Origin of the sequence: Chlorobium sp. (genome assembly GCF_021740465.1) — a bacterium.
Classification (GTDB): domain Bacteria; phylum Bacteroidota; class Chlorobiia; order Chlorobiales; family Chlorobiaceae; genus Chlorobium.
Genome location: NZ_JAIOZR010000005.1, coordinates 87,492 through 99,929 on the forward strand (window position 1 = coordinate 87,492; position 12,438 = coordinate 99,929).

Here is a 12,438-nt window from a genome sequence, read left to right on the forward strand (position 1 = left end):
AAGAACCCTTTTATCAAACCCGTACTCTTTTTTATGTCAGTGCAGCCCCGGATTCCCTCGTTTGTTTTCAAGCCGCTTATCAGGGAGGTTCATGCCGATACCGAGACCCCTGTTTCAGTCTATCTCAAACTGCAGCGGCCCTATTCATGCCTTCTCGAGTCGGTGGAAGGAGAAGAGCGTCTTGCCCGGTTTTCCTATATCGCCATCGATCCCGTGGCTGTTCTCAGTGGGTCTGTAGGAGGAGATGTTTCGCTTGAGGTGTTCAATGACCGCTTCAGCACCCTGAAGTCCATCGCCGCCGAAGAGCGCAATCTGCGCAAGGTCATCGACCGCTGTCTGGGGGAGTTCGATACCCTTGAATTGCCGGGGAGCAAGAACGGCTCACCCCGCATGATCACTTCCGGCGTTTTCGGTTATTTCAGCTACGATGCCATGCATCTGGTCGAACGCATACCCGAGCCTGTCATGCCGGACCCCGCAGGCATGGCCGATATCGTGCTGCTTTTCTGCGACACGCTCGTGGTGTTTGACAACATCATGAGAAAGGTATTCATCACGACCAACTATATCGACGAAAGCGACAGGGCCGAGGCCGAAGCGCGTCTTGAGGCCATTGCCGAACAGATGCTGCGTCCGCTGAGTCGTGACGAGGTGGTGCTGAAGCCGGAGCGCCCTGCAGAGGTGGTTTCCAATACCACAAGGGATGCATATCTCGGCAAGGTTGAAAAAGCAAAGGAGTACATCCTCCAGGGGGACATTTTTCAGGTGCAGATCTCCCAGCGTCTGCGCCGTCCGCTCACCACCCGTCCTTTCGACGTCTACCGGATGCTCAGGACGGTCAATCCATCTCCGTATCTCTACTATTTCGATCTTCCCGATGCGCAGATCGTGGGTTCGTCTCCCGAACTGCTTGTAAAGGTCCAGCGCGACGAGGGCGGACGCCGCATCGTCGATACCCGGCCCATCGCCGGGACAAGAAAACGCGGGAGCACCTTCGAGGAGGATGCCCGTATAGCCACAGAGCTGCTTGCCGACGAGAAGGAGTGCGCCGAGCATCTCATGCTGATCGATTTGAGCCGCAACGATATCGGTCGCATCGCAAAGGTCGGCACGGTCGAGACCAACGAGATGATGATCATCGAAAAATACTCTCACGTCATGCACATCGTCAGCAATGTGCGCGGCGAGCTCCGTGACGATCTGGGAACCATGGACGCCTTCTGGTCGTGCTTTCCGGCAGGCACGCTGACCGGGGCTCCGAAAGTGCGTGCCATGGAGATCATCTACGAACTGGAAGAGGAGAAACGCGGCATATACGGCGGTGCGGTAGGTTATCTGGATTTCAAGGGGAATCTCACAACAGCCATAACGATACGGACCATGGTCGTCAGGAACGGCACCATCTATTTTCAGGCTGCCGGAGGAATCGTAGCTGATTCGAAACCCGAAAGCGAATATGAAGAGACCATGAGCAAGATGCGGGCCGGACTGACGGCGGTAGAGAATATCGAAGCTCCAGATGGTGTCCGTTGATTTGTACTGATCCGGGAGAATTGCCTTAACAAACGAAGAAATAATACACTAACCATGAAAAAAAGAGGAAACAGAGTGAAATACCTGCTGCTGCTCCTGCTCGGAATAGCCGTGGGAGGCCTTGTCTTCGCCAACATCGAGTTCAGTTTTTCCGGGCCCGATACCAGTTTCAGGCTCAGCAGCAAACCGAACTATGCCACGGCGAAAAACAACTTCGAAAATTCACCGATAGAGACGCTCAGGGATTTCAACGAGGCATTTGTGCAGATCGCCGAATCCGCAACGCCTTCTGTTGTGACCATTTTTACCGAAAAGACCGTGAACCGGAGGGTCATCAGTCCTTTCGAGTTTTTCGGCCGTGATCCTTTTTTCGACGAGTTTTTCGGTTCGCCGAAGGACGGAGGCCGGAACTCGCGCAAGGAGGTACAGCGCGGACTGGGGTCCGGAGTGATCGTCACTTCCGACGGCTATATCCTTACCAATAATCACGTAATCGACAAAGCCGACGCCATCTACATCCGCACTTCCGACAACCGGAAGATCGTGGCTAAAGTCATCGGCACCGATCCCAAGACCGACCTTGCCGTCATCAAGGTGAACGAACGGGGGCTTAAACCCATACTTATCGGCAACAGCGACAAGCTGAGGGTAGGGGAGTGGGTGATCGCCATAGGCAGTCCGCTCGGCGAAAGCCTTGCCCGAACCGTAACCCAGGGCATCGTGAGCGCTATCGGGCGTTCCAACGTAGGTCTTGCGGACTATGAAGACTTCATCCAGACCGATGCTGCCATCAACCCCGGCAACTCCGGAGGTCCGCTGGTGAACATCAACGGCGAGCTGGTGGGTATCAACACGGCGATCGCCAGCCGTACCGGCGGGTTCGAAGGTATCGGGTTCGCGGTTCCCTCGAATATGGCCCAGAAGGTGCTGACCTCGCTCATCACCAAAGGCAAGGTTACCCGCGGCTACCTCGGCATCAGCATTCAGGATATCGACGAGAACATCGCACGGGGCATGCAGCTCAAGAGCAGTGAGGGCGTACTTGTCGGCACCGTCGTGTCGGGCAGTCCCGCTGCAAAGGCGGGCCTCCGTACCGGCGACGTGATTCTCGATTTCAACGACCGGAAGGCCCTGTCGAGTGTCGAGCTTCGCAACGCCATCGCCGGTCTCTCTCCGGGTTCCATGGCCAAAATCAGGATTCTTCGCGACGGCGAAGTGCGGGTGTTCAACGTCCGGCTCGAGGAGCAGCCCTCCGCGGCGGCAGCGCCGGTGCCTGCCCCTTCGCAGCAGCAGCCGGCTTCCGAAGCGTTCGGTATCCGCGCGGCGGAACTGACCCCTCAGCTTGCCGGGCAGTTCAAGCTGCAGGGTTCGACAGGCAAGGTTGTGGTCACCGCCGTCGATCAGTCGAGCAGCGCATTCAGTGCAGGCCTGCGTGCCGGTGATGTTATCGTGTCGTTCAACAAACAGCCCGTAACATCCTACGCGCAGTATGCTGCGCTTCTGCGTAAAGTCAAAAGCGGCGACCTTGTTTTTCTGCTCGTCGACCGTCGGGGCAGCAAGGTGTATTTTGCCTTCAATGTGTAAAAGTTTCTTGTCCTGAAGAGTTTAGTGTTGTACATTGAAAGGGAGTAAAGTCAGCCGCAGAGGCAGCTGACTTTACTTTTTTTGTTGCCATCTGACCTTCCGGCTCCTCCTGAAACGGCTTCATGGTGATCTGCAGGAAGTGAGCTTCTAACCGATCCGTTTATCGCTAACCATTAAGAGCACACAACATGAGTGACAGAATTTACCTGACCCGAGATGGATACAACCGGCTCAAGGATGAGCTGTATGTGTTGGTTCATCAAACCAGAAAGGAGGTTCTGGAGAAGATTGCTGAAGCCCGCTCTCATGGCGATCTGAGCGAAAATGCGGAGTACGATGCGGCAAGGGAGGAACAGTCGCAGACCGAAGCTCGTATAGCCGACCTTGAAAACAAGCTTTCTACGGCAACTATACTCGATCCCAAGCAGATCAAGACCGACAAGGTGTACATTCTGACCTCGGTGAAGCTGAAAAACCTGCAGGACGAGAAAGAGACAGTTGAATATACGCTCGTCTCGTCCGAAGAGGCCGATTCCGATCTCGGAAAAATATCGGTGCGCTCTCCGGTCGGACGTTCGCTTATCGGCAAATCCGTAGGCGATAAAGTGCACATCACCGTTCCCAAAGGCGAGCTGCACTACGAGATCCTCGATATTTTCGTGAAATAAGCTGTTTTCGGGCTTTCATGCCCGGATATCCTCCAGGACATTGCCCTGTACTCCCGCTCCGGAGTGCAGGGCTTTTTTTTTGATGACAACAGCCTGGGCCGATCAGCATGCTTTTGGTTCAATGCAAAGCTATAATGCGGGAAAAAATTGAGGCGTATCGTGTCCTGAAGTGTCGTTAAATAATGGCTCGGGAAAAACCGGGCTTTTGTTATATTCAGAAGCTTGTTCAACCAACCATCGCTTACTTATGGGTAAACGTCAAATCATCTACCGTCCGGCACGGATCGGAGGGAACCAGGCTCTTGTGAACCGGGAAATCAATCTTGTCACCAAAGAACAGCGCGTCTGGCACGGGGTGGTAACCTCCGTCAGCAGCAGCGGAATCGAACTGAAAGACGCCCGTAAAGGCAAACACACCTTCAGCCTTGAACAGATCGACAAGATCTACGGCGAGGTAAAAACAGATTATTAACATATGAAGCGCACAAACATCGTTGCCGGCAACTGGAAAATGAACCTCACCATTGCCGAGTCCGTGGAGCTTGCTGCGGCGGTTATCGCAGAACTCGGAAACGGCTTTTCGGGCTGTGAGGCAGGCCTCGCGCCGACCTATCCCGCTCTTTACGAGACAGGAAAACTGCTTGCCGGAAGCCCGCTTTTTCTTGCCGCACAGAACTGCCATTACGAAAACGACGGTGCGTTCACCGGCGAAGTATCGGCAAGGATGATTCTCGGCGCAGGCTGCAGCTACGTCATTATAGGCCATTCCGAGCGCCGTCAGCTTTTCGGCGAGACCGACGAGGTTGTCAACCGCAAGGTATCGAAAGCGCTTCAGGAAGGGCTCAAGGTCATTCTCTGCGTAGGCGAAACGCTTGAAGAGCGTGAAAGCGGCATTACCGGCGACGTGGTGACCCGTCAGGTCAGGGCCGGACTTGCAGGCATTGCGGGCATCGGCGATCTGGTGATCGCCTACGAACCGGTATGGGCTATCGGTACCGGCAAAACCGCAACTTCCGATCAGGCGCAGGAAGTCCATGCACTTATCCGCAGGACGGTCAGCGAACTTTACGGTGCGGAAGCCGCAGACGGCCTGCGCATCCAGTACGGAGGCAGCGTGAAACCTTCGAACGCCTCCGAGCTGTTCGCCATGCCGGACATCGACGGAGGGCTTATCGGCGGAGCGAGCCTCAACGCAGCGGATTTTGCGGCTATCGTCAAAGCTGCCTCTTGACGCCGACGGTTTTCCGGCTTCGTGTGGTGAATACGAGATAAACAGCAGAAGGTGCTCCGATAGGGCACCTTCTGCTGTTTCAGGGATTTATTTCCCGGAGTGCCGAAGAGCACGGCGGCCTCGGGGCGAGGGTTTCCGGAAGGAGCGGGAATTCCCGCCTTTCATTTTGCCTGCGAGCGCTTCATCGAGCAGAAATCCGGGCCGCACATGGTGCAGAAATCAGGATTTTCGACCTTCTGGCCGCTTGCGGCCATGCTTTCGGCGTGCAGCTCCCTTGCCTTCAGCGGATCGAGCGACAGGTTGAACTGGTCTTCCCATGCGAAGGCGTACCGGGCTCGGCTCATCAGTTCGTCCTGCAGCCATGCCGTTGGGTTTCCCTTTGCGATATCGGCAGCATGCGCGGCCACCCTGTGCACCACAACACCTTCGCGCACGTCGTTGCGATCCGGCAGGCCGAGGTGTTCTTTCGGGGTGACATAGCAGAGCATGGAACAGCCGTATGCGGCAATCAGTGTGCCGCCGATTGCCGAGTTGACGTGGTCGTAGCCGGCCGCGATATCGGTAGTGAGTGGTCCGAGCGTATAGAAAGGGGCTCCGTGGCACAGGTCGAGTTGCTTCTGCATGTTCTCCTCCACGAGATTGAGCGGCACATGGCCCGGCCCTTCGATCATCACCTGCACGTCGTGCTCCCATGCCCGGAGTGTGAGTTCACCGAGCACTTTCAGTTCGCCGAACTGCGCCTCGTCGTTGGCGTCGGCGATACAGCCCGGCCTGAGGGCGTCGCCGAGCGATACTGCTATGTCGTAGCTCTTCAGTATCCGGCAGATTTCGTCGAAATGGGTGTACAGAAAGTTCTCCCGGTTGTTGGCTTTGCACCATCGGGCCATGATCGCTCCGCCGCGCGAAACGATGCCGGTCATGCGGCGGTCGGCGGCGGGCAGGTGCTCCCGGAGGATGCCGGCATGGATGGTGAAGTAATCCACACCCTGCAGGGCCTGTTCGACGAGCGTATCGCGGTAGAGCTCCCAGGTGAGGTTTTCTGCAACACCCCCGGCTTTTTCCAGAGCCTGGTACATCGGCACGGTGCCGATGGGCACCGGCGAGTTGCGCAGAATCCACTCCCTTGTCTGATGGATGTTGCTTCCGGTGCTCAGGTCCATCACGGTATCCGCTCCCCAGCGGCAGGCCCAGACAGCTTTTTCGACCTCCTCCCCGATGGAGGAGCCCATGGCGGAGTTGCCGATGTTGGCGTTGATTTTCACCCTGAAACTGCGACCGATTATCATCGGTTCGAGTTCGGGGTGGTTGATGTTGGCCGGAATGATTGCCCGGCCGGCAGCAATTTCCTGCATTACGAACTCCGGGGTGAAAGGTTCGAAGGTTTTTCCCCCTATCGAGAAAGCGGCGATCCACTCTTCGAGTCGCTGGTTCTCGCGGATCGACACGTACTCCATTTCAGGAGTTACGACACCCTTGCGCGCGTAAGCGAGCTGCGTGAGTGAGCACCCTTCCTTTGCCCGGATGGGCATCCTGTCGGCTGAAGTTCCGTTGCTTCGGTCGGTCGCAGGTTCCGTGTATTCCCGATTGAAGTTCCAGTTGTCGCGAACCGGATCCAGTCCCTTTTCGGGGGTTACCGTTTTGGCCGGATCGGAATATGGACCGCTGGTGTCGTAGAGCGGGATGGAGGAGAAGGTCATTCCCCTGCATGTGTAGGTGTTCGTGAGCCTGAGGGTTCTCATGCCTACTTCTATGGGATGGATGCACCCTTTTGTATAGGTTTTTTCCGAAGCGTTCCCGTACATGCGGTGCTCCGGGCAGTGGATGTTTTCCGAAAAGGTGTTCATGGCTGTGGGTTACACGTAGAAAAAGGCAAGTCATACAGCCCGGAAGGCAAAGAGAAGCGTCTGCAGGAAGAAAATCAGCTTCATCTTTTCTTGCGGCAGCATTACCTGCATCAAGTTACAAGGGTTTGATCTCAGCCGCTTTCCGGTTTCCCTTTCCGGGCCCAGGAACTGGCAGCACCCCCAAGATGACGGACAACTCAGGAAAAACCGCCTGGCAGGCGAAAAGCGGAGTTATCCGATACTGACAGCAGGATAAAGAAAAACCCCATGATTTACAAGGGGAGCACCCTCGAGGTCGCTTGTGCGGCAAGGGGATTTATGTAAATTAAGGGCTTCACGACGGCTATCCGACGGAAACTGTTATCATCGATTATTTTATGAAGACCTTGAATCTGATTCGCCTTTCGCTTTTCCAGATGGGTTTCGGCATCATGCTCGGATTTCTGCACGACACCCTCAACCGTGTCATGACTACGGATCTCGGGATCTCTTCGACCATCGTGTTCGGTCTCATAAGCCTCAAGGAACTGCTTGCCATTTTCGGCGTGAAGGTATGGGCCGGCAACATGTCGGACCGTTCGCATATTTTCGGCCTCAAGCGCACTCCCTACATCCTGCTTGGTCTCCTGAGCTGCGTATTCTCTTTCATTTTCGCTCCGGCTGCCGCCTATGAGGTGAGCATAGCCGGCAAAACCTTTTCAGATCTGTTCATTGCGGTCATTACCGACACCGGCCTCCTGAAGCTGGCCGTGATTTTCCTTGTTTTCGGCTTCGGCCTTCAGGTGGCAACCACCGCCTACTACGCCCTGCTTGCCGATACGGTGGGGGAGGAGCATATCGGCAAGGTTACCGGTGCGAGCTGGACGCTGATGGTGCTTACCACCATCGTGGCAACCCGTATTGTTGGTTCCTATCTCGATGTCTTTACGCCCGAACGCCTCATTGCCGTTGCCGAGGTGGGAGGCTTTATCGCCCTCTGCATCGGCCTTTTCGCGGTGTTGGGAGTCGAGAAGCGCAACGCCGAAGTCAAGGCGGGCAAGAGCAAGCACTCCATCACCTTTTCCCAGTCGATCAGGCTGCTCTCCTCATCTCCCAGAACCCTGCAGTTTGCCTTCTACGTCTTCATCTCCATTTTTGCGCTCTTCGCCAACGAGATCGTCATGGACCCGTTCGGCGGTGATGTGTTCGGTATGCCGGTAGGCACCACAACCAAGCTTTTCAGGCCTACCATGGGCGGTACCCAGCTTGTTTTCATGCTGCTTGTCGGTTTTCTCCTCAACCGGATCGGTCAGAAACGCGGTGCACATATAGGCAACTTTTTCGGCATTATCGGCTTCGCCATGCTTATTGCCGCCGGCTTCATGCGCGATGAACAGTTTCTGCGCATAGCCCTTGTCGTAACCGGCATCGGTCTGGGTGCGGCCAGTGTTTCCAATATTTCCATGATGATGACCATGACGGCAGGAAGGAGCGGTATCTATATCGGCCTGTGGGGAACCGCCCAGAGTCTTGCGATATTTCTCGGCCATTTCGGGGCAGGCATCATCCGCGATGTGGTCTACCATCTTTCGGGCACCTATGTGTGGGCCTATGCGGCGATATTTGTGATGGAAATCATCGCTTTTACGGTTTCAAGCCTCGTGCTGCCGCATATTTCAAAAGAGGCGTTCGAGGCAGAGAGCGAGGCGAAAATCGCCGAAATGCAGACCGCAGGGGAGGCCTGAACGCCATGCCTCTCGACAGGAAAAAAGATCCGTCGGTACTGAGCCATGTCTTCGGGCCGGTATCCTCGAAAAGGCTCGGCCAGTCGCTCGGAGTCGACCTGGTTCCCATGAAGAGCTGTACCTGGAACTGTGTCTACTGCCAGCTCGGCCGGACGAAACGCTATACAACCCTGCGCAGGGAGTTTTACCCGCCAGGGGAGATTCTTTCCGAAATCCGCCAATCTATCGAGAGTGGCGCGCATATTGACTGGATAACCTTTGTTGGATCCGGTGAAACCCTGCTGTACAAGGGGATCGGGCATTTGATCGAAGAGGTAAAAAAGATGACGGAGATTCCCGTTGCAGTGATCACCAACGGATCGCTTTTTCATCTCGCCGAAGTCCGCCGCGAGCTTATGCAGGCCGATGCGGTTCTGCCCTCCCTGAACGCCGGATCGGAAGCTCTCTATGAAAAGATCGATCGTCCCGCTCCGGGGTTTTCCTTCCGGCAGCACCTTGACGGTCTGGCGCAATTCCGCAAAGAGTACAAGGGAAGGCTCTGGGTTGAGGTCATGCTCCTCGGAGGCCTCAACGACTCCGATGAAGCCCTGCATGAACTTGCCGAGGCCATGAAGCAGGTCGCACCCGATATGGTGCATCTCGTTCTTCCGACACGTCCTGCGCCCGACCAGCAGGTTACCCTGCCGGGCGAAGAGCGCATCGAGCGTGCCGTCAGCATCCTCTCGACGGCGGCGCCGGTCATGCACCCGGTAAAAGGCCGTATGGACCTCGGTAGTGCGGCTGACTTGCTCGAAGCCGTTACTGCAATCGTTTCACGCCATCCGGTTCAGGAAAAGGAGCTTTCAATCGCATTGCTTGCCCGTTTTTTCGGTGACCGGGCAGAGGTCGAGCGAACCATGAAGGAGCTGTTCGCCAGCGGCCGGTTCGCAACACTCGAGCAGGCTGGTGAGATTTTCTGGATCCCCGCCTGATACGTTCCCGCCTCTGACAGGGTAGATGTCATGGCGTTGGGCTGTTTTGATAAACCGGATTTTATCCGTATAATCAAGCTGTTGGCACCGTAACCCCTCAGTAATACACCCTGCGTAATGGTGAATTTTATTTCCTCCTGACCTCCCGGAAGTGTCGGTATGGTTTTCAGTTTTCAGCAGATCATGTTGCCGATTGGCCTATTAAATTAAAGTATCTTTTTGTTTGTTGAATACGTTTATTTTCGTTATAAGTTTTTGTATAATTACGCATATGCTTTTTTAACCTCACCCCAGGGGCGCTAATCGCCATGACCGATGTTTTTACTGCCGATATTCTGATGTTGTCAGGCTGGTATCTGTTTCTTTGCGGAATTTTCGGAATACAATTTTTCCGGAAAAGAAAGAAAAAGCGGTTCTGATGGTTTTTTTCGGTTGTCAGTCTGTTTATTCAGTTTTCTCCGTCGTAATCCGCCCAGTTATTCGGCGTTTCGTACCAGCGTACCTCCCTGAGCGAAACGCCATGGGGCAGATGGTCCCTGATCTGGTTGAAGGCCCATTTCGCCAGGCACTCGGCGGTTGGTGGTTCATCGGTAACCAGCACCCGCGAGTTCCGTTTCATGATGAACTCCAGATCCTCCAGGTCATCTTTCCAGACCGCGAAACCGTGATCGAGCAAGTCATGGATTCGTTCGACCATGATTTCCTTAAGGAACTTGAAATCCATTACCATGCCCTCTTCGCCGTCTCCTTCGCGCCGGACTACATTTCCCTCTACGGTGGCGACTACCACGCCGCGATGGCCGTGCAGCTGGTTGCAGAACGAAAAACTGTTGGGCAGTGTGTGGCCGTAATCGATCTCTATTTTTCGTGAAATGCGCATTGTGGCGGAGTGTTCTCTTGAAAATTCCTCTTTTGCATGCAAAGTGTAATAAAAAAATCTTGTTTGATAATACAATCGGAATAATCTTGTGCAGAAAATCCGCGGGTTTTGTTTTTCTTTGCTGGCGGAAAATATAATATGGAGAGAGGGGTTATCCTGATCATGGGTTCCTTTGTTTCAGGAGTTGTCATGCTTGTCGAATAGCAGTAGCAGGGTATGAAGAGTATTACGGCGAAAATCAGCCGGCATGAGAGTGCCGCGGTTCCCGGACTGTTCTATACGGTCAGGGTCAGTTCAAGAGCGGTTCATCCCCGCCTGAAAATGGTGCCCCACGAGGGGCTGGTGGTGGTGGTGCCGCAGCGTTACGACATGCGCCATGTCGATACGCTTGTCGTTCGCCACTGTGAGTGGATAGGGAATGCCATGGCAAGAATCGATGGTGTCCATGCTTCGATGGATGCTGCCTCTTCTTCGGCATTGCTCCCGGCGGTTGTTGTCTTTCAGTGCACGGATGTGCGATGGCATGTGGTATATTTTGAACAGGAAAACAGCAAGAGGGTGAAGGTTGTCGAATCGCCGGATAGGGAGCTTGTGTTGCAGGGGCGAATTGAAAATGCCGAACTTTGCAGGTCTGCCCTCCGGCTCTGGCTGAACAGAAAGGCCGGAAGTGATCTGGTGCCGCTGCTTCAGGATCTTGCCTTGAAACACAGTTTCCGTTTTGAAAAGGCGGCCGTTCGTCTGCAGAAATCCCGATGGGGAAGCTGTACCTCCAAAGGTACCATATCACTCAACTCGAAACTGCTTTTTCTTCCCCGGCCTCTTGCCGAATCGGTGATACTCCATGAACTGTGTCATACGGTTCATATGAACCACTCGGCAGCATTCAAACAGCTTCTTACCGCCTGCGATCCATCATGGAAAGAGCACGACCGCGATCTGAAAACGGCATGGAAGTTCGTGCCGCGCTGGGTCGAAGTCTGAGGGTGGCCTGAAGAATCTTTTTCCCCCAGGCCCCGTTTCTCTCCGTATTCGCTTCCAATGCTTGTCTGGTAATCGTAAAAAGCGCTATATTACGCTGATTCTCCCATCCCCTTATTTTTTGCAAGTTTGTGACTATGCCTGGCAGTACCCCCTTTGTTCAAGCCAGAGGGTACCCGCCGTGTGCCTTTCCGGTCTTGTCGTTTTGTGCATCAGGCCTTGTTTCGATAGTAACCCCCATTACTCAAGAGATATGTTGTTGTATGAACATTATTGATCAGCTCCGTTCCTCCTTCCCTGCAGGGACACAGATTTCACGGTACAATATTATTGCAGCAGCCTTATCGGCGGTTCCGGCCATTTCATGCTGTTTTTCGTCTATAAGTACCTGCCGCACAACAATCGGGAGAACCTTCCTGTAAGGCTTGTCGGGGTCGCTCAATGTATCGTGGTGCTTTTCAAGCTTGAAAAACCGGATTTTCCGGGAAGGAATTTTGTTCTCTACCGGCATCTGATGCGTTCTTGCAACACTCTCCGGAGTCTCCGAAGAACAGGTTACCCTTTACAGTGAGCCTTTAGGCGTGAATCTTTTTCTTCATCTCGGTCATTTCTGAAATGTGTCATCCGGCAGTACGGAGCTCTTTGCTTTTTTCGACAAACTTCTCAGCGGTAGCGCTTTTTGGTCATCAGCCTGAGGCCTGAAAAAAAAATCGCCAGAAGGAACACTGTTATTCCTCCGGCAAGTGAAAGCATCGCGGCCGCCAGAGCGGCTGGAGTGTCGTGGCGAGTCCATACGAAAGCAATTGCAACAAACCAGAAGAGGGCTGAAAAGAAAACAGGGAGAGCCCTGAACGGTCGGATAAGGGAGGGTATTGCCGCCGCGATGAGGGCGGCTGTCAGGAGAAGCCACCAGATGGTGTCGAAAAAAAAACTGAAGTTCACGATTTCAGGTTCCGGAGTTGCAGTCTTGTCCTGCATAATAGGTATCCCTGCCGGAAAAAACCATAAGGGTTTTGCTTTTTTCC

Annotated in this window: 12 protein-coding genes and 1 riboswitch; of the genes, 8 read left to right on the forward strand and 4 right to left on the reverse strand. The window is 54.3% G+C overall.

Annotation, left to right across the window (positions count from 1 at the left end; all coding sequences use genetic code 11):
- Window positions 1-33 precede the first annotated feature (33 nt).
- The 5 genes from trpE to tpiA all read left to right on the forward strand — a co-directional run bounded on the left by trpE (window position 34) and on the right by tpiA (window position 5,016).
- Entirely contained in the window at window positions 34-1,533 is a 1,500-nt protein-coding gene (gene trpE / locus K9G39_RS03730; protein ID WP_292003593.1) for an anthranilate synthase component I, read from the forward strand.
- A 54-nt stretch (window positions 1,534-1,587) separates the two neighbouring features.
- Window positions 1,588-3,117: a DegQ family serine endoprotease gene (locus K9G39_RS03735; protein WP_292003594.1), complete on the forward strand. Its 1,530-nt coding sequence runs from the start codon at window positions 1,588-1,590 to the stop codon at window positions 3,115-3,117.
- A gap of 188 nt (window positions 3,118-3,305) precedes the next feature.
- The gene (greA, locus tag K9G39_RS03740) at window positions 3,306-3,785 is read left to right on the forward strand and encodes a transcription elongation factor GreA (RefSeq protein WP_292003595.1); all 480 of its coding nucleotides are present in this window, start codon (window positions 3,306-3,308) and stop codon (window positions 3,783-3,785) included.
- Between the two features lie 247 nt (window positions 3,786-4,032).
- The gene (locus tag K9G39_RS03745; protein ID WP_292003596.1) at window positions 4,033-4,257 is read left to right on the forward strand and encodes a hypothetical protein; all 225 of its coding nucleotides are present in this window, start codon (window positions 4,033-4,035) and stop codon (window positions 4,255-4,257) included.
- Between the two features lie 3 nt (window positions 4,258-4,260).
- Complete coding sequence (gene tpiA / locus K9G39_RS03750) at window positions 4,261-5,016, forward strand: triose-phosphate isomerase (protein WP_292003597.1); 756 nt, start codon at window positions 4,261-4,263, stop codon at window positions 5,014-5,016.
- 161 nt (window positions 5,017-5,177) lie between these two features.
- Here tpiA and thiC read toward each other — a convergent pair whose 3' ends face one another.
- Entirely contained in the window at window positions 5,178-6,860 is a 1,683-nt protein-coding gene (gene thiC / locus K9G39_RS03755; RefSeq protein ID WP_292003598.1) for a phosphomethylpyrimidine synthase ThiC, read from the reverse strand.
- A 70-nt stretch (window positions 6,861-6,930) separates the two neighbouring features.
- Window positions 6,931-7,052: riboswitch (TPP riboswitch) on the reverse strand.
- A 185-nt stretch (window positions 7,053-7,237) separates the two neighbouring features.
- On the opposite strand from thiC, the gene K9G39_RS03760 reads away from it, so the two are divergent.
- Window positions 7,238-8,584, forward strand: a complete 1,347-nt coding sequence (locus K9G39_RS03760) for a BCD family MFS transporter (RefSeq protein WP_292003599.1) — start codon at window positions 7,238-7,240, stop codon at window positions 8,582-8,584.
- Window positions 8,585-8,589: 5 nt separating this feature from the next.
- Window positions 8,590-9,555, forward strand: coding sequence for a radical SAM protein (locus K9G39_RS03765; protein WP_292003600.1), 966 nt, complete (start codon window positions 8,590-8,592; stop codon window positions 9,553-9,555).
- Window positions 9,556-10,003: 448 nt separating this feature from the next.
- Here K9G39_RS03765 and K9G39_RS03770 read toward each other — a convergent pair whose 3' ends face one another.
- Complete coding sequence (locus K9G39_RS03770) at window positions 10,004-10,435, reverse strand: 6-carboxytetrahydropterin synthase (protein WP_292003601.1); 432 nt, start codon at window positions 10,433-10,435, stop codon at window positions 10,004-10,006.
- A gap of 216 nt (window positions 10,436-10,651) precedes the next feature.
- Here K9G39_RS03770 and K9G39_RS03775 point away from each other — a divergent pair, with 216 nt between their 5' ends.
- Complete coding sequence (locus tag K9G39_RS03775) at window positions 10,652-11,416, forward strand: YgjP-like metallopeptidase domain-containing protein (RefSeq protein WP_292003602.1); 765 nt, start codon at window positions 10,652-10,654, stop codon at window positions 11,414-11,416.
- Window positions 11,417-11,690: 274 nt separating this feature from the next.
- Here K9G39_RS03775 and K9G39_RS03780 read toward each other — a convergent pair whose 3' ends face one another.
- Both K9G39_RS03780 and K9G39_RS03785 read right to left on the reverse strand, forming a co-directional pair.
- Complete coding sequence (locus K9G39_RS03780) at window positions 11,691-11,924, reverse strand: hypothetical protein (protein ID WP_292003603.1); 234 nt, start codon at window positions 11,922-11,924, stop codon at window positions 11,691-11,693.
- A 152-nt stretch (window positions 11,925-12,076) separates the two neighbouring features.
- Window positions 12,077-12,391 (reverse strand): hypothetical protein, encoded by a 315-nt coding sequence (locus K9G39_RS03785; RefSeq protein ID WP_292003604.1) that lies wholly within the window; start codon window positions 12,389-12,391, stop codon window positions 12,077-12,079.
- Window positions 12,392-12,438 lie beyond the last annotated feature (47 nt).